Annotated in this window: 15 protein-coding genes; 10 read left to right on the top strand and 5 right to left on the bottom strand. The window is 64.9% G+C overall.

All coding sequences use genetic code 11. The annotated features are described in order from the left end of the window. Positions 1-23: 23 nt before the first annotated feature. From H6A15_RS02195 to H6A15_RS02215, 5 genes are all read right to left on the bottom strand, one after another. Positions 24-1781 carry a [FeFe] hydrogenase, group A gene (locus tag H6A15_RS02195; protein WP_239462287.1) on the bottom strand — a complete coding sequence of 586 codons (1758 nt, stop codon included), beginning with the start codon at positions 1779-1781 and terminating at the stop codon, positions 24-26. Next, positions 1775-3601 carry an NAD(P)-binding protein gene (locus H6A15_RS02200; RefSeq protein WP_204672063.1) on the bottom strand — a complete coding sequence of 609 codons (1827 nt, stop codon included), beginning with the start codon at positions 3599-3601 and terminating at the stop codon, positions 1775-1777. Before H6A15_RS02200 ends, H6A15_RS02195 begins: the two co-directional genes overlap by 7 nt. A gap of 516 nt (positions 3602-4117) precedes the next feature. Then, positions 4118-4939, bottom strand: a complete 822-nt coding sequence (locus H6A15_RS02205; protein WP_204672064.1) for a Cof-type HAD-IIB family hydrolase — start codon at positions 4937-4939, stop codon at positions 4118-4120. A gap of 28 nt (positions 4940-4967) precedes the next feature. After that, a complete protein-coding gene (locus H6A15_RS02210; RefSeq protein WP_289544800.1) occupies positions 4968-6380 on the bottom strand; it encodes a citrate synthase in 1413 nt (470 codons plus the stop codon). A 128-nt stretch (positions 6381-6508) separates the two neighbouring features. Further along, positions 6509-6796 (bottom strand): ACT domain-containing protein, encoded by a 288-nt coding sequence (locus tag H6A15_RS02215; protein WP_204672065.1) that lies wholly within the window; start codon positions 6794-6796, stop codon positions 6509-6511. Positions 6797-7285: 489 nt separating this feature from the next. On the opposite strand from H6A15_RS02215, the gene H6A15_RS02220 reads away from it, so the two are divergent. From H6A15_RS02220 to H6A15_RS02265, 10 genes are all read left to right on the top strand, one after another. Continuing rightward, the gene (locus H6A15_RS02220; RefSeq protein WP_204672066.1) at positions 7286-7561 is read left to right on the top strand and encodes a CAT RNA binding domain-containing protein; all 276 of its coding nucleotides are present in this window, start codon (positions 7286-7288) and stop codon (positions 7559-7561) included. A 97-nt stretch (positions 7562-7658) separates the two neighbouring features. Continuing rightward, positions 7659-9086 (top strand): 6-phospho-beta-glucosidase, encoded by a 1428-nt coding sequence (locus H6A15_RS02225; RefSeq protein ID WP_204672067.1) that lies wholly within the window; start codon positions 7659-7661, stop codon positions 9084-9086. Positions 9087-9478: 392 nt separating this feature from the next. Next, positions 9479-9901 (top strand): 50S ribosomal protein L31, encoded by a 423-nt coding sequence (gene rpmE / locus H6A15_RS02230; RefSeq protein WP_204672068.1) that lies wholly within the window; start codon positions 9479-9481, stop codon positions 9899-9901. A 314-nt stretch (positions 9902-10215) separates the two neighbouring features. Beyond that, entirely contained in the window at positions 10216-13014 is a 2799-nt protein-coding gene (gene secA, locus H6A15_RS02235; RefSeq protein ID WP_204672069.1) for a preprotein translocase subunit SecA, read from the top strand. Continuing rightward, positions 13014-14174 (top strand): peptide chain release factor 2, encoded by a 1161-nt coding sequence (gene prfB / locus H6A15_RS02240; protein WP_204672070.1) that lies wholly within the window; start codon positions 13014-13016, stop codon positions 14172-14174. Before secA ends, prfB begins: the two co-directional genes overlap by 1 nt. A 154-nt stretch (positions 14175-14328) precedes the next feature. Next, positions 14329-15219, top strand: a complete 891-nt coding sequence (locus tag H6A15_RS02245; RefSeq protein WP_204672071.1) for a YitT family protein — start codon at positions 14329-14331, stop codon at positions 15217-15219. Between the two features lie 117 nt (positions 15220-15336). Then, the gene (locus tag H6A15_RS02250; protein ID WP_204672072.1) at positions 15337-16815 is read left to right on the top strand and encodes a hypothetical protein; all 1479 of its coding nucleotides are present in this window, start codon (positions 15337-15339) and stop codon (positions 16813-16815) included. 600 nt (positions 16816-17415) lie between these two features. Next, complete coding sequence (ftsE, locus tag H6A15_RS02255; RefSeq protein WP_204672073.1) at positions 17416-18648, top strand: cell division ATP-binding protein FtsE; 1233 nt, start codon at positions 17416-17418, stop codon at positions 18646-18648. Beyond that, entirely contained in the window at positions 18638-19555 is a 918-nt protein-coding gene (gene ftsX / locus H6A15_RS02260; protein ID WP_204672074.1) for a permease-like cell division protein FtsX, read from the top strand. The genes ftsE and ftsX overlap by 11 nt, the downstream gene beginning before the upstream one ends. A 253-nt stretch (positions 19556-19808) precedes the next feature. Next, positions 19809-21899, top strand: a complete 2091-nt coding sequence (locus tag H6A15_RS02265; RefSeq protein ID WP_204672075.1) for a ribonuclease R family protein — start codon at positions 19809-19811, stop codon at positions 21897-21899. The last annotated feature ends 13 nt before the right edge of the window (positions 21900-21912 follow it).

Raw genomic sequence — 21912 nt, forward strand, 5'->3', positions numbered from 1 at the left:
AAACCTCCCAGATATCCAATCCGTTATGCCTGCTGGCCGTCCGCCGTCACGCGGAACGGCATGCTCCATGCTGTGTGGTCGGAATGCAGCAGCCGCTCGGCGCGCTCCGACAGCGGCTCGCCGAGATATGTCTTATAGCATTCCTGAACGGCGGGGTTCTCGTGGCTGAAGCGCAGCTGGCTCGCGCGGTCGATGGCGCGAAGCGTGCCGCCTCGGTCTGCTGCGCGCTCCTCGCCCTCATGGATGGGCTGTCCGCCGCCTCCGACGCAGCCGCCGGGGCAGGCCATGACCTCGACGAAGTCATAGTCGACCTCGCCGCGCTCTATGGCCCGGCACAGCGCGTCGGCGTTCTTGAGGCCGCTGGTCACCGCGATGCGCAGCGTATGGCCCGCCAGGTCAAAGGTCTTTTCACGCCAGAGGCGGTCGGGTCCCTCGTGGCGAACCTCGCGGAAGGCGTCGACGTCGGGGTTCTCGCCCGTGGTCAGATAGTATGCCGAGCGCAGGGCCGCCTCCATGACGCCGCCCGTCACGCCAAAGATGTGTCCGGCTCCGGTGGCGACGCCCAGCGGGCGGTCGAACTCCTCTTCGTCGAGCAGGTCGACGTTGACGAAGCGGCTGCGCAGCTGGCGCGAGAGCTCGCGCACGGTGAGGACGGCGTCAACGTCGGGGCCGGCCTCGGTCGAATGCATGTCGGGGTAGGCGGCCTCCATCTTCTTTGCCACGCAGGGCATGTAGGAGACGACGAAGATGCGGGCGGGGTCGACGTCGAGCAGCTGCGCATAGTAGGTCTTGGCGAGCGCCCCGAAGATCTGCTGGGGAGACTTCGTGCTCGAGACGTGGCCCAGCAGGTTGGGATGGCGCTCTTTGATGAAGCGCACCCAGCCGGGGCAGCACGAGGTGAACATGGGGCCCTGCTCGCCCTTCGCAAGGCGATGCAGCAGCTCGCTTCCCTCTTCCATGATGGTGACGTCGGCGGCGAAGTCCGTGTCGAAGACGTAGTCGAAGCCAAGGCGACGAATGGCGGCCACCATGCGGCCCACCGAAGGCGTGGTGCCCTTGAGGTCGAGCCCCTCGGCCCAAGATGTGCGTACGGCGGGGGCGACCTGGGCGATCACGATCTTTTCGGGGTCGTAGATGGCGTCAAAGACCTTTTGGGTGTCGTCGCGCTCGTGCAGGGCCCCTGTCGGGCAATGCGTGATGCACTGGCCGCAGTACGTGCAGTCGAGCTCGGCGGCTCCGTCGACATGGGCGCGAGATCCCGAGTCGACCAGGTCCCATACGCCTAAGCCTTGGACCTTTTGGCAGGTGGAGACGCAGCGCAGGCACGAGATGCACTTGTCGGGCTCGCGAACCAGCGGGAAGCGCCCGTCGACGGCGTCGCCCGAGAGCTTGTTCTCGTAGGGAATCTCGTGGACGCAAAGCCGGTCGGTGAGCGCCTGGAGCTGGCAGGTGCCGTTGCGGAAGCAGGTGGGGCAACGGCGGTCGTGCCGCGACAGGATGAGCTGCAGGTTGGAGATGCGGGCACGACGTACGCGCGGGGTGTCGGTGTTGACCACCATGCCCTCTGCGACCTGGTTGTTGCAGGCCGCCACCAGGTGGTCGATGCCCTCGACCTCGACCAGGCACACGCGGCAGGCGCCGATCTCGTTGATCTCTTTCAGATAGCACAGCGTGGGGATGTCGATATGATGCTCGCGCGCGGTCTCCAGAATGGTCGCGCCTTCGCGTGCCTGGATCTTCACGCCGTCGATGGTCATGGAGACCATGCCGTTGCTTACCATGCCGTCCTCCCGTTCTCATGCAGGATGCCGCAGCCAAAATGATCGCAGTTGAGGCAGCGGAGCGTCTCTTGGCGAATCTCTTGGTCCGAAAGCCCGAACTCCACCAGCTCGAAGTCGCGTCTCCGCTCTTCTGCAGGCCGTTCTCCCATGACGGAGCGGCCGCAGGGGACGCGGTCGTCGAGACGCGGGGCGGGCACGTCGATGTCGGGGTCGACGGTGTGGTGGAAGCCCAGGTAGGTGTCGATGGCGCGTGCGGCCTTCTTGCCGTCGGCGATGGACAAGATCACGGTCGCGGGTCCGCGCATGCAGTCGCCGCCCGCAAAGACCCCCGGCATGCCGGGCACGCCCAGCTGGTCGTCGGTGTCCATGCGCTTCCAGGTGCACGGGACGCCTTCGGCCTCGAAGGGCTCGGACTGGATGTCTTGCCCGATGGCGATGATCACAACCTGGCAGGGGAACTCGACCGCCTCGCGCTCGGCGGTCACCGGAGCCGGACGGCCGCGCTTCACGGGGCCGATGATCTGAGGCTGGGCCTTGAGGGCGCGTACCCGCCCGTCGCTATCGGTCAGGATTTCGAGAGGGGCCATGAGCGAGGCGATCTCACAGCCGTCTGCCACGGTGCCGTCGATCTCTTCGGCGAGCGCGGTCATGTCGGCGACGCGACGTCGATAGACCACGGTGACGCTCTTGGCGCCCAGGCGCATGGCGGAGCGGGCCGCATCCATCGCTACGTTGCCGCCGCCGATGACGCAGACATCGAGTCCCGTGTAGTCGTCTGCGGCGCCTAGGCCGATGTTGCGCAGCATTTCCACCGCGGGCACCACGCCCGCGGCGTCCTCGCCTGCGATGCCGAGCTTCTTGTCGCCGTGTGCGCCGATGGCGAGATAGACGGCGTCATAGTCGCGGCGCAGCGATGCGAGGGTGGCCTCGCTAGCGCCGTCGACCTGCTGGTCGAGAAGGATCTTCACGCCGGCGGCCTCGATGGAGGCGATCTCGTCGTCGAGGATGCTCTTGGGAAGGCGGTAGTTGGGGATGCCGTAGCGCAGCATGCCGCCGGCCTTCTCGCGCTGCTCATAGACGGTGACGTCATGGCCCCAGCGTGAGAGGAAGTAGGCGCAGGTGAGTCCAGATGGGCCGGCGCCTACGACTGCCACGCGCTTGCCCGAGGCCGCCTCACGGCTCGTGGCGCGCGGCGCGCCGGCGTGGTCTACCGCGTAGCGCTTGATGCCGCGGATGTTTACCGCGTCGTCCACCATGGTGCGACGGCAGGTCTCCTCACAGGGATGTTCGCAGATGTAGGCGCATGCGCTGGGGAAGGGGTTGTCTTTGCGGATGAGCTCCACCGCCTCGTCGAATCGGCCTGCCGCGGTGAGTGCGATGTATCCGGGGATGTCGACGTGCGCGGGGCACGAGACCACGCAGGGCACGCCCTGGCTGGTCGCACGCAGGCACTTGCCGGTGGAGGCGTGATACTCGAAGTCGTCGCGGAAGGCCTTGACCGACATGAGCACCTGCTCGGCGGCCTGATATCCCACCGCGCAGTCCGAGCTCACCCGGATCTGCTCCGCAAGGTCTTCCAGGAGCTCGATGGCGCCCGGGGCGGCGGAGCCGTCGATGATCTTCTCGAGCATTTCGGTCATGGCGCCCAGACCCACGCGGCACGGCGTGCACTTGCCGCAGCTTTGGGCATGCGCGACGCCCACGAGCGCGCGGGTCATGTCCACCGGGCAAGTTCCGCGGGCATTGGCTCCCAGCCTGCGGCTGGTATTCGAGCACATCTCGCCCAGGGCGCCGTACGAGCTGTCGTTCTCAAATGGCATAACGGTCCCTCCTTGTCATCATCTGCGGACGCGGCGATACGTCTGCATGGATGTCGCCCATTGGTGCCTTCAAGATATTGATGAGCTTGATTGACAGTAAGAAATTATTATCACACTCAAATGTATATACCACTTCTCACGATAGGCCAAACCGGTGAGAAGTCACGGGGAGGTGGGTGAGCGGTCGGGTGCCACTCGTAAAAGGTGCGGCGGGCGCCTTCGACGCCTTCGGATACGGGAAGGATTGCGGGGCAACGGCTTCCGGCAGCCTCTTTTTGTCTCGAGATTTCAACTCGCTTCGGTTTTATGCAGATTTTTCTCGATGCGCCGAGTAGAGGCATGTTTTTAACAACAAAACCCCAGGATTCAGAGCCTCAATTGTTGGCTCTGCTCGACGAGTCGGAAATTATCTGCATAAAACCGAAGCGAGTTGTTTTTGAAAGCGCCCGCTTCCCCAGCAACGACCTCGGGAGTTGCTCGAATGGTGCCGTCGGCTCCATGCGGCTCGGCATCTCGCTATAGCGACACGCCGAGCCGGTCCAACACGAAGCGTCCCACGCCGGCGTCGTCGTTCGACATGGCGACGACGTCTGCGGCGGCGCGCACCTCGGGTTCGGCGTTTGCCACGGCGACGCCGGTGCCGGCGGCCTTGATCATCGAGATGTCGTTGATATTGTCGCCAAAGCCGAGCGCGTCCTCGCGAGGTATGCCCAGATGCCCGCAGAGCCACGTGAGGGCGGCTCCCTTGGTGGCATCGCGGTCCGATACCTCGATGTTGTTTGCGTACGAGCGCACCACGGCCACGCTCTGATCACAACGGACCGCCTCTTCGATGGCGTCGCGATCGGCGGGGTCGCGCCAATAGACGCCTACGCGCTCGATATGCCCGAGCGAGTGGGCGAATTCGACGGGGTCTCCCTCAAAGGGCGTGCGCGTCGAGCGCATGGATCCCAGCACGTAGGGGTCGCTCACAAACTCGGGCAGCCGTTCGATCTGTTCGCAAAGCATGTAGTCATGGCCGTCGGCGAAGAAGTCGAACACGACGTCGTGTCCCTGGGCAAGTCTAAAGAACCACAGGGCGCGCTCCAGCCCGAGGTCGACGCGATGCAGGGCTTTGCCGCTGGCAAGGTCGCTCACCAGCGCCCCGTTTGCGGAGACGGCATAGTGGACGGCGGGATGCTGCAAGATCTCGGGAACGATGCCCATGAGCGGCCTGCCCGAGCAGGGCACGAACTCGATGCCGCGTGCGGCGAGCTCGTCGAGCGCCTGGCGGTTGATCGGGGTGATGCGTTTGTGCGAGTCAAAGAAGGTGCCATCAAGGTCTGAGAACACAATCATGGATGCGGTCCTTAGGTGAGCGCGCTGCTCAGTGACGGTCGGCGATGGGCACATAGGTCACGTCGTCCATGACCGAGTTATACGCGGGGCGGATGATTCGGTGCGCGCCATACAGCTCTTCCATGCGATGTGCCGCCCAGCCGGCCATGCGGGCCACGGCGAACAGCGGCGTATACAGGGTTTCGGGCACGCCGAGGATATTGTAGATGAAGCCCGTGTACAGGTCGATGTTCGCGCAGATCGGCTTCGTGGTGCCGCGCACGTCGCGCATGACCTCGGGGGCGAGCCGCTCGATGCGCTCGATGAGCGCGAACTCCTCGCCCTTGCCCTTGGTTTGGGCGAGGCTGCGCGCATAGCGCTTGCAAATCTGCGCGCGCGGGTCTGAAAGGGTGTAGATGGCGTGTCCCATGCCGTAGATGAGGCCGGACCCGTCGAAGGCCTCGCGGCGGAGGATCTTTGCGAGATATGCCGCGACCTCGTCGTCGTCATCCCAGTGCTCCACATGCTCGCGGATGTCGGCATGCATGCGCGTGACCTGGGAGTTCGCACCGCCGTGGCGGGGGCCCTTGAGCGAGCCGATGGCCGCGGCGTAGGCGGAGTATGCGTCGGTCGCCGAGGATGAGAGCACGCGGCAGGCAAAGGTGGAGTTGTTGCCGCCGCCGTGCTCGGCGTGCAGCATGAGCATGACGTCGAGGAGCATGGCCTCTTCGTGCGTGAAGTCGGGGCCGCCGCGCAGCACCTCGAGGATGGCCTCTGCCATCGAAGACGAGGCGTTGGGCGCCGGGACCACCACGCGGACGCCGCTCGTCTCCGCCTCGTGGGTGATGTGCGCGATCGCGGCGATGCGTGGGAGTCGCGCAAGCAGCGAGAGGGCCACGTCGATCTCGTGCGGGGCGGAGGTGTCGTCAGGGGTTTCGTCGAAGGCGTACAGCAGCAGCACCGCGCGCTGCAGCACGTTCATGATGCTCTTCGATTTGGTGGTGATGGGGAACTCGGAGATGTACTCGTCTTCGAGCAGGCGGAGCCCGCCGATACGGGCACCGATGCTCTCGAGCTCGTCGTAGCGGGGGAGCGCCCCGGTGAGCAGCAGGTAGGCAAGCTCCTCGTAGCCGAACCGGTCCTCGGCGTGCGCGTTGTCGATAAGGTCGGCGATGTCGTAGCCGCAGATGGTGAGCTTGCCCTCGTCGGGGATGAATTTGCCGTCTTCCTTGCGGTAGCCATGCACGTCCGAGATGCGGGTGAGGCCCGCCACCACGCCCGAGCCGTCGGCGTTGCGCAGGCCGCGCTTCACGTCGTGCTCGCGGAAGAGCTCCTCGTCATAGGGCTCCATCGACGCGCCGGTGTACAGGCGCGTCGAGGCGGGCGAGATGCGGCGCGATTTTGCGAAGTCCTGCGTACGTCGCTGGTATACGGTGCTGTGGTTGTAATACTGGTCGATCACAGCCGCCTCCCATCCTTGAGTCCCTATGGTTGTAGCGAACTGGGCGCCATCAGGTGGCGTCTGGAGCCCTGTGTGGCTTGCGTCAGATTATGAAAGCGGAGCGCTCGGGCTCCGCTTGCGGCATCGCCTTACAGGCGATACATGAAGTTGAAGACGTCCTCGCGCTGGATCTGCACCGTGACGCCGATCTCGTCGCCGGCTTCGACGAGCTTCTCTTGCAGCTGCGTGAAGTCGAGCGAGGAAGAGCCCATGTCGGCGAGCATGGTCATGGTGAAGATGTCCTCGATGATGCTCTGCGTGATATCACGGATATCGACCGTCGCCTCGCCGAGAACGCGCGAGATGCTGGCGACGATGCCGGGGCGGTTCTTGCCGAGGACGGTGATGACGATACGGTTCGAGGCGAGGTCGGCCATGGTGGTCCTTTCTGGTAGGCGGGGCGAGCCCGACGGAGGTGGGGCCGGGAGACCGGCAGGTTCCCGGGCTCGCCGGCGACCTGCGCCTGCGAGATTCAAGTAGCGCCTCCTGTGCCGAGACATCGGCGGTGGGCGATACACGTATTCGACATTGTACCCATGCTGTCGAGCCCTTCATTCGCGCTGGTCCCGATGACACACGCAGGTAACACACATGTGAACGTGCATTAAGGAGGCTGTACGCCGTGAGCGGCGGGGATGTGCCGGTGAGCGGTCGTAAGGAACAAAAACGTCTGGCTGCTCACAAATAATTCTTGAAGTGCGTCCTCGGGACGCTTGCACGTAAACTACATCTGAGAGGTTGTTACTCCCCAAGAGGCATCATTCGCAGTTGTGTCCGCTCCACGCGGCTCCCACAGGGTTCCGGGTGGAGGCAGCTCATAATGTGCGGACAGCTCGCGGTGATGTGTTCGATAGGGGAGTTTTTTCATGCTCGTTACCAAAAAGATCAACAACAACGTTGCCCTCGCCCAAGACGCCGAGGGTAACGACCTGGTGATCTTTGGCCGCGGCGTCGGTTTTCCCGCCACGCCCTACGAGTTTGACGATACGTCTGCCGTGCAGCGCGTGTTTCGCGACGTGAATCCCGAGATCGCCGCCGCGGCGTCGATCACCGACGACGTGCTGCTTGTGGCATCTGACATCGCCGACCTGGCGCGCAAGGAACTCGACGCCCACCTGAACGAAAGCCTTGCCTTCACATAAGCCTGACGCGGCGGGTCATAGACGGTCCCCGGCGCGTCCGATACACTGGAAGCCACCTCACCGCAGGTGGGTTCCAACCAAAAGAGGGGAGCAACCCATGCCATTCTCAGAAGGATTCCTATGGGGCGGCGCCACCGCCGCCAACCAGTGCGAGGGCGGCTACGACGAGGGCGGCCGCGGCCTCGCCAACGTGGACGTGATTCCTCACGGCCCCGACCGCGGGCCTGCCATGCGCGGCGACGGTACGCCGCTTTCCTGCGACGACGCCCACTACTACCCGAGCCATGAGGCCATCGACCTCTACCACCGCTATCGCGAGGACATCGCGCTGCTCGCCGAGATGGGCTTCAAGGTCTACCGCATGTCCATCGCCTGGACGCGCATCTTCCCAGGCGGCGACGAGGAGGAGCCCAACGAGGCGGGCCTGGCCTTCTACGAGGACGTCTTCCGCTGCTGCCGCGATCACGGCATCGAGCCGCTCGTGACCATCACCCACTTCGACCTCCCCGTCCACCTCATCGAGGAGTACGGCGGCTGGCGCAACCGCGAGCTCATCGGCTTCTATCAGCGCCTGGCGCGCACGCTCTTCACGCGCTACAAGGGCTTGGTACGCTACTGGCTCACCTTCAATGAGATCAACATGATCTTGCACCTTCCGTTCATGGGCGCGGGCTTGGTCTTTGCGGAGGGCGAGGACCGCGAACAGGCCCAGTACCTCGCCGCCCACAACGAGCTCGTCGCGAGCGCCTGGGCCACCAAGATCGCCCACGAGGTCGACCCGGGGAACAAGGTGGGCTGCATGCTCGCCGCGGGCAGCTACTACCCCTACAGCTGCAACCCCGCCGACGTGCGCGACGCCCAGCTCAAGAACCAGGAGAACTACTTCTTCGTGGACGTGCAGGCCCGCGGGCACTACCCGGCCTACGCGCTGAAGAAGTTCGAGCGCGACGGCATCGACGTGGGCATGACCGCCGAGGACGAGCGGGTGCTCGCCGAGAACCCCGTGGACTTCGTGTCCTTCTCGTACTACTCGTCGCGCTGCACGGCAGCCGAGCCGCCCGAGGGCGCCGAGATGACGGGCAACGCGTTCCACGGCGTGAAGAACCCCTACCTGGCGGCGAGCCAGTGGGGCTGGGCGATCGACCCGCTGGGGCTCCGCATCACGATGAACGACCTGTGGGACCGCTACCAGAAGCCGCTGTTCATCGTGGAGAACGGCCTGGGGGCGAGGGACGTGGTGGAGGCAGACGGCTCCATCGACGACGACTACCGCATCGACTACCTGCGCGCCCACATCGAGGCCATGCGCGACGCCGTCACTGAGGACGGCGTGGAGCTTCTCGGCTACACCACCTGGGGGCCGATCGACTTGGTGTCGGCGTCCACCGGCGAGATGTCCAAGCGCTACGGCTTCGTGTACGTCGACCGCGACGACGCCGGCGAGGGAACGCTCGAACGTCGGCGTAAGAAGAGCTTCTGGTGGTATAAGAAGGTCATCGAGTCCAATGGAGAGGACTTGGATTAGAAGGGGATCTGATGATCATGGGACTGTTCGACATGTTCAAGAAGAAGGAAGCGCCCGCCCCCGCCGCGCCGGCGACGCCGCCCTCCGTGGCCGCCGAGGCCGCCGTCGTCCGCTGCGCGAAGTAGGCTCCCCCCGCGCACAAGGGTCCCGCCGCCGGGTGCCACGCGCGCCCGGCGGCTTTTTGTGCGCGAATAAAGCCTTCGATATGGCGAAAGTCCTAGATGCCCCCGCGGGAGCATCGACCCTGCCCGGTGGACCTTTTGTGGCGCACAGCTCCAATCGCGCGAGGCGAGCGGCGTGTGCTACACTACCGACTTGTTCTGTCTTGGTCGGAAACCAAGACGCCTTACGTCCTGATTGGTAACCAGGACACGATCATAAGGAGTCCCTGCATGAAACCTGGAATTCATCCCGAGTACATGGAGTGCACCGTTCGCTGCTCCTGCGGCAACACCTTCGTGACCCGTGCCACGGTCCCGGAGATCCGCGTCGAGCTTTGCAACGAGTGCCACCCGTTCTACACCGGTCAGCAGAAGTTCGTTGACACCGGTGGACGCGTCCAGCGCTTCGCCGACAAGTTCGGTGGCGCCGCTCAGGCCACCCTCGAGCGCGAGGCCGCCAAGAAGGCAGCTCGCGCGAAGGCCGCAGAGGAGGCCGCTGCCAAGAAGGCCGCCGAGCGCGAGGCCAAGGCTGCCGAGAAGGCCAAGCGTGCCGAGAAGTACGCCGCCGAGGCCGCCAAGAAGGCCGAGGCCGAGGCTGCCAAGCCCGCCGAGGCTCCGGCTGAGACCGCCGAGACCGAGGCTGCCGCCGAGTAGCCCTGCTCGATAGTTCGGGATTGAACGCCCTGCGTCAAATCGGCGCAGGGCGTTTTTTCGTAGCACGGCACCTTGCACCGCGGTGCAGCGTTGCGGAGTCTCCGTTTGAGATGCGGGTGCCAGACGGGGACGCCGGACGCGGGCGCGCCGTGGTTTCTCCGTGGCGCTGGGCATCCTTCATGACCCCGTATAAGGCAAAGGGATAGAATAGCCTGCGTCTGAGTATGTCCGTCGGGGGTTTCACGCGTACTACCTGCTGCGATGCCGGTCCTGCGCGGGGTTCCTCCGACGCTACCACGAAAAGGGAAAACCGCATGGGATTCGTTTCAAAGCTGCTCTCGTTTGGCTCCGACAAAGAGCTCAAGCGCTATTGGAAGACGGTGGCGCGCATCAACGAGCTCGAGCCCACCTATGAGAAGATGGACGATGCCGAGCTTGCCAACCAGACGGTGCTCTTCCGCGAGCGCTATGAGGGCGGCGAGTCGTTGGATAGCATGCTGCCTGAGGCATTTGCCGTGGTGCGTGAGGCGGCCAAGCGTACGGTGGGCATGCGTCACTTCGACGTTCAGCTCATCGGCGGCATGACCTTGCATGAGGGCCGCATCGCCGAGATGAAGACGGGCGAAGGCAAGACGCTCGTCTCTACCTGCGCCGGCTATCTCAACGCCATCCCCGGCAAGGGCGTGCACATCGTTACCGTGAACGACTACCTCGCCAAGCGCGACTCCGAGTGGATGGGCTCCATCTACCGGTTCCTCGGTATGAAGGTGGGCCTGCTGCAGAACGGCATGCCGCTCGAGCTCAAGCGTCCTGCCTATGCCGCCGACGTCACGTACGGCACCAACTCCGAGTTCGGCTTTGATTACCTGCGCGACAACATGGTCACGCGCGCCGAGCGCCGCGTGCAGCGCGGACATGCCTTCGCCATCGTCGACGAGGTCGACTCGATCTTGATCGACGAGGCCCGCACCCCGCTCATCATCTCCGGTGCCGGCACCAAGTCTGCCAGCACCTACAAAGACTTCGCCCGCGCCGTCCGCGGCCTCAAGCGCGCCGAGGAGGTCATCCATGACCCGCTCGATCCCGAGCCGGCTCCCGAGCCCGACGGCGACTTCGTCATGGACGAGGCCAAGCACACCATCGCCGCGACCGAGCAGGGTCTGAAGAAGATCGAGCAGCGCCTGGGCATCGACGACATCTATGCCGACCTTTCCGGCCAGCTGGTGAACCACCTCCAGCAGGCGCTCAAGGCCCAGTACATGTTCCATCGCGACAAGCAGTACGTGGTCACGGGCGGCGAGGTGAAGATCGTCGACGAGTTCACGGGTCGCATCATGGAGGGCCGTCGCTACTCTGAGGGCCTGCACCAGGCCATCGAGGCAAAAGAGGGCGTGCTCGTGCGCGAGGAGAACCAGACGCTCGCCACCATCACCCTGCAGAACTACTTCCGCCTCTACGACAAGCTCTCGGGCATGACGGGTACCGCCATCACCGAGGACGCCGAGTTCCGCGAGATCTACGACCTGCCCGTTCAGGTCATTCCGCCCAACAGGCCCGTCCAGCGCATCGACCATGACGACCTTGTCTACCGCACCATCGACGCGAAGTATCGCGCGGTGGCCGACGACGTCGCAGAGCGCCACGCCAAGGGCCAGCCGGTGCTGGTGGGCACCGTGTCCATCGAGAGCTCTGAGCGCCTTTCGCGCCTGCTCAACAAGCGCGGCATCAAGCACCAGGTGCTCAACGCGAAGTACCATGAGCGCGAGGCGCACATCGTCGCCCAGGCTGGCCGTTTTGGCGCCGTGACCATCGCCACCAACATGGCCGGCCGTGGTACGGACATCCTTCTGGGCGGCAACCCCGACGAGCTCGTCGACGGCATGCTCGCCGACCGCGGCATCGAGCGCGACCAGGCCGATCCCGAGCTCGTCGCAAAGCTGCGCGAGGAGGCCAAGGCCACCTGCGCCGAGGAGCGCGAGCGCGTGAAGGCCGCCGGCGGCCTGTGCGTCATCGGTACCGAGCGCCACGAGTCCCGTCGTATCGACAACCAGCTGCGCGGCCGCGCCGGCCGTCAGGGAGACCCGGGCGAGACCCAGTTCTACCTGTCGCTCGAAGACGACCTCATGAGGCTCTTCGGCGGCGACCGCATGGACAAGATCTCGGCCATGATGGCAAACGCCGATATGGACGACCTGCCCATCCAGCACAAGATCATTTCCAAGTCGGTCGAGGGCGCCCAGCGCAAGGTCGAGAACATCAACTTCTCCATGCGTAAGAACGTGCTCGAATACGACGACGTCATGAACAAGCAGCGCCAGGTCATCTACGCCGAGCGCAACAAGATCCTGGACGGCAAGGACCTCGCCGGCCATATCACCGAGGTCATGGACGACACCGTGACCCGGTGCGTGGGCGAGTTCGTGCCGAGCGACTCCCACAAGGGCGAGCGCGACATGGAGGGGCTGCACAAGTGGCTCGTCGAGCTCACCGGGCATCTCGACGCCCCCACGTTCGAGGACGACTTCGAGGACGCCTCCGAGCTCAAGGACAAGGTGCTCGACTACGTCAAGGCCTGCTACGACCAGAAGGCCGAGCGCCTGGGCGACGAGCTCATGGGCGAGCTCAACACCCAGGTCATGCTGCGCGTCATCGACACCCGCTGGATGAACTACCTGCAGGAGATGGACTACCTCAAGCAGGGCATCGGTCTTCGCGGCTTTGGCCAGCGCGACCCGCTCGTCGAGTACAAGAGCGAGGCGTTTGCCGCCTTCCACCTGCTGGTGAACACCATGTATGAGGACTATCTGCGCACGGTGCTGCGCATCGAGGTCAAACAGGCCCCGGTCGCCGCTCGCCAGCCCCAGCCCTCTGAGCTTTCGGGAGCGACCTATTCGGGACCTTCCGACGCCGATGCCGGCTCTTCGACCATTACGCGCCAGGCGGCCGCGAACGCCGCCAACGCGGCGGGCAAGGCGCCCGCGCCCTCTCAGGGCACGGTGAAGACCTATGTGAAGAGCGAGTCCGGCGACCCGTATGCCAACGTGGGCCGCAACGACCCGTGCCCCTGCGGAAGCGGTAAGAAGTTCAAGAACTGCCACGGCAGGGACCGCTAATGGCGGACACCGTCGCCCCGGTGGTCGAGCAGCTGGACGCGCTTGAGACACGCCTCGCGGAAGTCGAGTCATATCTGCATGTGGACGAGAAGCGGGCTCGCGTCTCCGAGCTCGAGCAGGCGACCGCCGCTCCCGGCTTTTGGGACGACGCGGCGCGTGCCCGCGCCACCATGGCCGAGCTCTCGTCCGCGCGCGACGACGTGAAGGCGGTCGAGGCGGCTCATGCCCAGCTTGCAGACGCCCGCGCCGCGCTCGAGCTCGCGTCCGAGATGGAGGGCGACGACGAGGTTGCCGAGCTTTTTGCCGAGGCCGCTCGCTCTGCCGAGGAGCTCGCCCGCGCCGTCGACCAGATGGAGCTTACGAGCTGGTTTACCGGCGAGTTCGACCACGGCGACGCCATCGTCACCATCAAGCCCGGCCAGGGCGGGCTGGAGGCCCAGGACTGGACCTTCATGCTGTTCAAGATGTACATGAAGTATTGCGAGCGCCGCGGCTGGAAGGTGACGGTCAACGACTGTCCGGCGGCGGAGGGAATCGGCATCGATCGCGCGACGTTCACGGTCGAGGGCAAGGACGCCTTCGGCATGCTTCGCGCCGAGGCGGGCGTGCACCGTCTGGTGCGCATCTCGCCGACCGATGCAAAGAAGCGTCGCCAGACGACCTTCGCCGGCGTCGAGGTGATTCCCGTCCTCCCCGACGACATCGATATCGAGATCTCTCCCGATGACATCCGCGTGGACGTGTACCACGCAAGCGGCCCGGGCGGCCAGGGCGTCAACACCACCGACTCCGCCGTGCGCGTGACGCACCTGCCGACCGGTATCGTGGTCACGTGCCAAAACGAGCGCAGCCAGATCCAAAACAAGGCTGCGTGCATGGCGATTCTCAAGGCTCGTCTCTACGAGCTCGAGCTTCAGAAGCGCGAGGACAAGCTCGACGAGATTCGCGGCCCCAAGCACGACATCGGTTTTGGCAACCAGATTCGCAGCTATGTGCTCTATCCGTACCAGATGGTCAAGGACCTGCGTACCGGAGTGGAGACGGGCAACGTCGATGCGGTCCTCGAAGACGGAGACCTGGACGCCTTTGTGGTTGGCTACCATCGTTGGGCTACCGGCAACGCGGATTACGCGCCGACCTCCGAGGCCGACGACATGTAGCGCCCCGAGCATCACGGCATAGCATTATTCTCGAAGCTCCGGCAAGAACCGATCGGGATGGGCTGATTGGCTGGGCTCATGCTGGTGGATTCTTGCCGAGCGCTTTACTACGTCCGACGGCTGCTGCTGCCTGTCGCGCCGGGGAGGGGGACGCATGGTTCGTCGAATGGATGCCAAGGCCATTATCAAGTCTCAGTTCGTGCACGACCTGCCGCTTGTGACGGCGGGCTGCGCCGTCGCCGCGCTCGGCATCGATGCGTTCATGGTGCCCAACGGCCTTGCTGCCGGAGGCGTTACGGGCCTGGCGACCATCATCGCCGCGCTGGGTTCGCGAGCCGGCGTCGTTCTGCCCGTCGGTATCCAGACCATCGTGTTCAACGCGCTTCTGCTGTTGCTGGCATATCGTGCGGGCGGAGCTCGCTATGCGTTGAGAACCGTCGTGGGCTTCGTGCTGCTCGGCTTCTTTACCGACGCCTTTGCGCCGTTCGTCGCCCCCTTCGTGCCCGACGACCTCATGCTGTCGGCGCTCTGGGGCGCCATCATCTCGGGGCTGGGCTATGGGCTGGTGTTTCGAAGCGGTGCGAACACGGGCGGGTCGGATACGGTCGCCCAGATCATCTCGCGCAAGACGTCGCTGCCCGTGGGAAGCACGGTCATGGCTATCGACGTCGCGGTGTGCGTGGCGAGCGCGCCGGTGTTTTCGGTCGGTAACGCCCTTTATGCCGCCCTGTCCATGGTGATCATGGGCTATGTGGTCGATATGGTGGTCGACGGCGGCAACCGTCGCCGCGCCGCCTTTATCGTGTCCGAGCGCTATGAGGCCATCGCGCAAGACATCATGCGGGGCATGAATCGAGGCGCCACGCTCATCGATGCCCACGGCATGTGGAGCGGCCAGGATCGCCCCATGCTGTTCGTGATTCTGGGGAAGCGCGAGGTGACCATCCTGAAGGCGATCGTCGCCGAGCACGACGAGCGTGCCATCATGGTCATCACCGATGTGAACGAGGCCTTTGGTGAGGGGTTCAAAGGGCTGGACGTTTAGCCCGTCTGTGGCCTGGCGGCTCCGGCGGCCTTGCCGGGGCTGGGGCCGCGGCGCTCTACAGGAATTGTATGGCGCGCTGCTACAATGGGGTGACCACATCGATTTCGGGAGCCCATCATGACCGAATCCCAGGACAACACACGCGACGAGCAGGTATCTTCGGTGCTCGATGACGCCTCGGCGCCGACGGTCTCCTTGGCAGACGCCTCGGCGGGAGGGCCGGGCGGAGAGGGTGCGGCTGCGGCGGCCCGCGACGGCCACGAGCAGGCCGACGGGCCCCGTGCCGACGTGGCCGTCGAGGACGCCTCTGCGGCGTTTTTCGCCGATGCCTGCGAGCGCGCCTCGATCGCCGAGCAGGAGATGCGCGAGCGTGACGAGGCGATCCGGTCGCTTGCGGGCCAGCCCTCGACCACCTGGACGCTTCCCGGCGGCTCGCGATCGGTGACGGGCACTCAGAAGATGCCCAAGGTTCCCGAGGCGTCCGCCGATGAGCCCAAGCCGGCTGGGCACGACGGCGACAGCGCGGAGGTAACGGAGTCCCGAACGCGGCGAAACGTCATCGTGGGCGTCATCGCTGCTGTGGCGGTGGTCGCAGCCATCGCCATCGGGGGCTTCTTCGTCATGGGCGGACCGGCTCTGTTTGCCCAGGTGAGCGTTGCGGACGTCGAGCGGACGCTTGAGGCGGACGCCGACTTCATGGATGGCTTTGCCTCAAACGACTACGTGACGCCTTCGGCGTATGACCTCTCGAACGTCGAGATCGTGAACACCGGCGAAGGGCAGGACGGGTCGGTCACCGTCCAGGCGACGGCACTCCTCACTAACGAGAGCTTCGAGAGTGACTGCTCGGTGACGCTGCTCTTTGTGCGTGCGGGCGATGCGTCGTCGTTTGCCCAGTTCTCCGACATCGAGGCCGCAGGGCTCGACCGTGCGGCGTGGGTGGGCGTGGTGCTTGATAGCTCCGCCGCCACGCGGGCGATCTCGGGAGTCACCGAGGACGCCGAGATTTCGGGTGACTTCACGCCCACGTTTGACGAGGCGTCCCAGACGTGCACGTTTACGACTGAGACGAGCTACGACCTGTGGTTTGGCACGCGGTCGGTGCAGACCCCCTATACCTATTCGTTCGACGGGGACGCCTGGACGCGTTCCCAGGGGGACGCTCAGTCGAGTGTCTCATATAGCTCCGATGCGCTGGTGGGCGAGTATACATCGCAGGGTGGGGACGCCACACGCATGACCGCCTTCAGGGTGACCAACGTCGATGCGGCGGCGGGCACGTTTGTGGTGGAGTACCAGGCGACGCCCTCCGGATTTGGAAGCGAGGCCATATCGGGCGTCATCACCTGCACCATCTCGGCCGTCACGGCGACGGACGCCGCGCGGGGATATCGGCAGGCGGATGGATATGCCTACGCCTTCACGGGCGACGGCTCAAGCACGGGCGGTGACAACACGGCTCACATCGAGGGCTATCTTGGCCTCGACGGCGCCATCGTTTTCGACTTTACCGGCGACTACACACGGATGCCCTTCCTCTTCGGCGACCCCACCAACGAATCTACCGAGATCGCCGGCACCGTGGTGAAGGGGTAGTCGGAGATTCTGGTCAGAAATGTGCCGTGCTGGGCAGCTAGTCGCTTTGGCAGAGCCCAGGGCTTGTCCACAACAGCCGGCGCGTGCCCAGAGAACGTGCGAATTGACCACGAGGCACGGTGCGCTGCGAGAGAAGCGCATTACATTACGAATAGAACGGTCCCATTAGCATAGAATCGTGCATAACGGATTATGCAGCAGATATAAGCGTCTGTTGGGCGGGGGCGATGAGGATGCGCGAGCGACGAGTATCTTTGAAGCAGCGCCACGTGTTGGCCATTGCCATCGCAGCGCTGGCAATCATAGCTGCCTTCGACGTGCGGCTGCTTGCAGGGTCTCTCGCGGGCGGGGAGCGGCAGAATCGATGCGGCATCTCATGTGTATAAAACGCCGTCTTCGAGCATGGATGGTGCATATTGCAACGAACGGGCCTAATCTGTGGCGTTGACGTTCGGCTATTCGCGGGGCACATGCCGCCTTCAAACGAGTCTTTCGGTGTTCAACCTGCGGCGTCTCCCGTGTCGCTTCTGTGTGGCAGCGGGGCTACTGGTAAAATGAACCCGTTTATGTAGTTGAAACGCACGACACGAAGGAGTTCCAGTGGGTAACCACTTCCGTAAGCCCGGGGACGGTGAGGGCGCATCCTCCGTGCAGACGCCGGATGTTGTCGCTTCGCACTTTACCGTTGTTCCGGATGTCGCGGGGCAGGCCTCCGCGGAGCCGCAGGCCGCTCCTGTGGCGACGGCGAGCGAGCCGGATCCGTTTGCGTACAACCCCGATCTGAACCAGCCTATGCCGGTGGACGTTGCTGCCCCGGCGCCCGATGCGGCCGCGCCCGCCGCTGCCGTGCCGACCGTGCCGGCGCCGGACGCACCGAAGTCCGATCCGGACGAGTCGCGCCTCTTCATGTCTTCTGTTCCCGAGGTCACGCAGGCCCAGCCGAGCATCCCCTCGGTGCCCGACCCGTCCCTGCCTCCGCAGGTTCCGGACGTACGCGTGGTTCCCGAGGTCACGGCAGACCAGCAGGCCGAGGTCGCAGACCTTGACGCGGCGCTTCAAGACCCCGGCTTCACCTCGGTTTTTGCTCCGGTAGGCGATTCTCGTCGCAAGATGGCGCGAGAGGCCGGCGTCGACCCGGTGATCCTCATGGAGCATGTGACGAAGGTCTATCCGGCTCAGCCCAACAAGCCTGCGCTCGATGACGTGAACCTCGAGGTGTATCCGGGCGAGTTCGTCTTCCTCGTAGGCCACTCCGGCTCGGGCAAGACCACGCTTCTGCGCAGCATGACGCGTGATGTGAAGCCCACGTCGGGTCGCATCCTCATCGCTGGCCAGGACCTCATGCGCATCAAGAATCGCAAGGTCCCGTTCTTCCGTCGCCAGATCGGCACGGTGTTCCAGGACTACAAGCTGCTTCCCGGCAAGACCGCCTACGAGAACGTCGCATTCGCGCTTGAGTGCATCGGCAAGCCGCGTGGCGTCATCCGCAGCCAGGTGCCCGAGGTGCTGCGCCTCGTGGGCCTTGCGGACCAGATGGACTCCATGCCCGACCAGCTCTCCGGCGGCGAGCAGCAGCGCGTGGCGGTCGCCCGCGCCATGGTCAACCGACCGCCGCTGCTCATCTGCGACGAGCCCACGGGCAACCTCGACCCGGCGATTTCGCTGGGCATCATGAAGCTGCTGGAGCGCATCAATCGCACGGGCACCACGGTCATCGTGGCGACGCACGACCGCGAGATGGTCGACTCCATGCATCGCCGCGTGGTCGCCCTCGAGGCGGGGCACGTGGTCCGCGACCAGGAGAGGGGAGGCTACGGTAACTATGGCGCCTAGCAACCTTGGATATTCGCTGCGCGAGGCGGGCAGCCACTTTGCGCGCAACTGGACCACGTCGCTCGGCGCGGTCATCACCATCTTCTTGTCGCTTTTCATCATCGGCCTCTTCATTGTGGGCTCGGCGATGATCACCTCGGCCATCGGTACGATCGAAGACCAGGTCACCATCAACGCATTCATCTCGGACGACGCCTCGGACGAGGACGTCGAGGCTTTCATGGAGAAGCTCCAGAGCTGGGAGAACGTGAAGAGCGTCGAGTTCAACGACAAAGACGACGCCGTGGACGATTACCGAAGCATGTCCAGCAACGCCGACGCCACGCTGGCCGCGCTCGACGGTGAGAACCCGCTGCCCCGCTCGTACAAGATCGAGATGGAGGACCCCTCGCAGGTTGAGGACATGGCAGACCAGATCAAGCAGGATTCGGATTTCCAGCAGATCGTAGATGGAGGCGACGTGGATGCGAGCGTGCTCTACGGCCAAGAGGAGGTCAGCCGCCTCTTCGAGGTGACGAGCTATATCCGTCTTGCCGCCGTGGTGCTGGTGGCGCTGCTCACCTTCATCGCGTTCATCTTCATCAACAACACGATTCGCCTGTCCATCACCGCGCGTCGCCGCGAGATCGGCATCATGCGTCTCGTGGGCGCGTCGAACAGCTTCATCCGCGGGCCGTTTGTGACTGAGGGCGTCATCCAGGCCATTCTTGGCGCGCTGCTTGCCATCGGCGTGCTGGAGCTTGGCCGCAACCTTTTGATTCCGCGCATTCAGACGGCGATTCCCTGGCTGTCGTTCAACATTCCGTTTGAGATGTACCTCATCACGTATGCCGCGCTGGTAGTCGTGGGCATTGTGATCGGCCTGTTTGGATCTGCCATCGCGATGAGGCGGTATCTGAAGGTGTAACAGCGGTTCAATCCCATCGAGAGGCCCCCTTGCTGCCTTCGCTGGTCCCCGCCTTGCCGCATCGCGACGCGGCTGCGGAAGCGCTCAGGCAGTGAGGGGGCCTCTCTGCTTTCGTCGTCGTGGATGCACATGCGTTGGAGATGCGCGGGCGCAAGCGTGCATGGGCATGGCGATTGACGTCGTACGCCGGCAGCCGGCTGCAACGGCTTGAGAACGAGCATGCTGATGCATGTAGCAGTGACAGGAGGTGCGCATGGGGCGCAAACGACACGGAGGAGGCCGCAGGCCCACGCGATCGCAGCGGCGGCCGGGGCTTACGGGCACCGTGCGGCTTACCGACGCAGGCGGTGTGGTGGAGACCGCCGAGGGTCAGTTTCGCCTGACCTCGCGCGGGGTGCGTGAGGTCATGAACGGCGACACCGCGGTGGTGAGCCTCCATCGCGGGCCGCATGGCGAGCGGCGAGCGGTCATCGAGAACGTGGTCGAGCGTGCCCAGAACGCGCTGGTGGGCACCTATGGCGTGGCGGGTCCGCTCGGCGTGGTGCATCCGCTCGACACGCGCATCAAGGCAGATTTCTTTGTGCTGCCGCGTGATACTTCGGCGGCTGATGCGGGCGTAGAGGTGGGCGACGTGGTGCAGGCGCGCATCGTGAGCCATCCGACGCGGTACGAGTCGGGCGTGGTCACGATCGAGCGGCGGCTTGGCACCTCGGACGCTCCCGACGTGGGCATCCGCTGCGTCATGGCTCGCTTCGACCTCGAGGACGGATATCCCGCCGGTGCCCTTGAAGAGGCGGATGGCCTTGCGATCGACATCGCGGAGGCGCTTCGCGACCCCCTGCGCCGGGACATCCGCGAGCGCTTTGCGCTCACGATCGACCCGGTGGATGCGCGCGACTTTGACGACGCCCTCTCGCTATCCTCCGAGCCCGATGGGGGATGGAGGCTGGGCGTCCATATCGCTGACGTGTCGCACTATGTCGCCTGGGGAAGCTCCATCGACCTGGAGGCCCGGCGCCGCGGCACCTCGGTATATCTCGCCGACCGCGTGCTTCCCATGTTGCCCGAGCGGCTCTCATGCGACCTGTGCTCCCTGCGGCCTGGAGAGGACCGTCTTGCGTTCACGGTGGACATGAGGCTCGATAGGAGGGGGTGCCTGCGCGACTACCGGATGTATCCGAGCGTGATGCGTTCGCGCGTCCGGCTTTCCTATGACGAGGCCGACGCGCTTATCGCATGCGACGACGGGACGTCCGCTCCTGCCGGCGCGTCCCCCCATGTCCGCGCGGCGGCCGGCGAAGGGGTCGATCTCGCCGGCTTTCTGAGCGACGCCTACGCCCTTTCAAAGTTGCGCCAGGATGTCCGGCATGCACGCGGGGCGGTGGATTTCGATACCGTCGAGATTCACGCCCTGCTCGATGACGACGGCCGTCCGGTCGAGCTGGCGGCCCGTCGCCGGACCCCTGCGACGGGCCTTGTCGAGGAGGCGATGCTGCTCGCCAACGAATGCGTTGCGGACTATCTCGCACGCGACGACGTCGCGGCGGCATATCGCGTACACGAGCCGCCGACGCCCGACCACCTGCATGCCGCGGCCGAGGTGCTTCAGGGAATGGGCGTCGTCGACAGGCAGCAGGCGTCGGCGATCGCATCGGGAGATGTCCGGCAGATCCAGCGGGTGCTCGCCGATACGGCGGGAACCCCGGCGTCCGAGGTCGCCAACGCCTTGTTGCTGCGCGCGATGCAGCGCGCGCTCTACAAGCCTCACAACGAGGGGCACTACGCGCTGGGCGCCCAGGCGTATTGCCACTTTACCAGCCCGATTCGCCGCTATCCCGATCTTGTGGTGCATCGCGTGCTCAAAGGCGTGCTCGCGCGGGAGCGCTTGGGCGCTCGCGAGGCAAAGCTGCGCGCGGGGCATCTCGTGGGTGCGGGCAGGGAATCGCTCGATGCGGTGCTGCCGCAGGTCTGTCGGTCGAGCAGCGACCGGGAGCGGCTAGCCGATGCGGCGGCCCATGCCTCGCAGAAGGTAAAGGTCGCCCAGTATTATGCCGATCGCATAGGGGAGCGGCTGGCCGGGGTGGTCTCATGGATCGACCAGCTCGGCGTGTTCGTGCGCCTGGACGAGACCCATGCGGAGGGCCTCGTGCACATGAGTGCCGTGGGAGACGAATGGTTCGACTTCGATGAGCAGGCCCTCGCCCTTACCGGAGCGTCTACGGGGCGCCGCATCCAGGTGGGGGACCGCGTGATCGTCGAGATAGCGGGCGTGAACCAGGTGCGGGGACATCTCAACCTGAGCATCGTCTCCCTGCCGTCCGCGCTCCGCCATGCGCTACACTGATAGTCCGACCACC

It is taken from the genome of Enorma phocaeensis (genome assembly GCF_016901575.1).
Lineage (GTDB): Bacteria > Actinomycetota > Coriobacteriia > Coriobacteriales > Coriobacteriaceae > Limicola > Limicola phocaeensis_A.

Coding starts and splice junctions, on each gene's coding strand:
- H6A15_RS02195 (WP_239462287.1), bottom strand. CDS start 1,781: ATGGTAAGCAACGGCATGGTCTCCATGACCATCGACGGCGTGAAGATC.
- H6A15_RS02200 (WP_204672063.1), bottom strand. CDS start 3,601: ATGCCATTTGAGAACGACAGCTCGTACGGCGCCCTGGGCGAGATGTGC.
- H6A15_RS02205 (WP_204672064.1), bottom strand. CDS start 4,939: ATGATTGTGTTCTCAGACCTTGATGGCACCTTCTTTGACTCGCACAAA.
- H6A15_RS02215 (WP_204672065.1), bottom strand. CDS start 6,796: ATGGCCGACCTCGCCTCGAACCGTATCGTCATCACCGTCCTCGGCAAG.
- H6A15_RS02220 (WP_204672066.1), top strand. CDS start 7,286: ATGCTCGTTACCAAAAAGATCAACAACAACGTTGCCCTCGCCCAAGAC.
- H6A15_RS02225 (WP_204672067.1), top strand. CDS start 7,659: ATGCCATTCTCAGAAGGATTCCTATGGGGCGGCGCCACCGCCGCCAAC.
- rpmE (WP_204672068.1), top strand. CDS start 9,479: ATGAAACCTGGAATTCATCCCGAGTACATGGAGTGCACCGTTCGCTGC.
- secA (WP_204672069.1), top strand. CDS start 10,216: ATGGGATTCGTTTCAAAGCTGCTCTCGTTTGGCTCCGACAAAGAGCTC.
- prfB (WP_204672070.1), top strand. CDS start 13,014: ATGGCGGACACCGTCGCCCCGGTGGTCGAGCAGCTGGACGCGCTTGAG.
- H6A15_RS02245 (WP_204672071.1), top strand. CDS start 14,329: ATGGTTCGTCGAATGGATGCCAAGGCCATTATCAAGTCTCAGTTCGTG.
- H6A15_RS02250 (WP_204672072.1), top strand. CDS start 15,337: ATGACCGAATCCCAGGACAACACACGCGACGAGCAGGTATCTTCGGTG.
- ftsX (WP_204672074.1), top strand. CDS start 18,638: ATGGCGCCTAGCAACCTTGGATATTCGCTGCGCGAGGCGGGCAGCCAC.
- H6A15_RS02265 (WP_204672075.1), top strand. CDS start 19,809: ATGGGGCGCAAACGACACGGAGGAGGCCGCAGGCCCACGCGATCGCAG.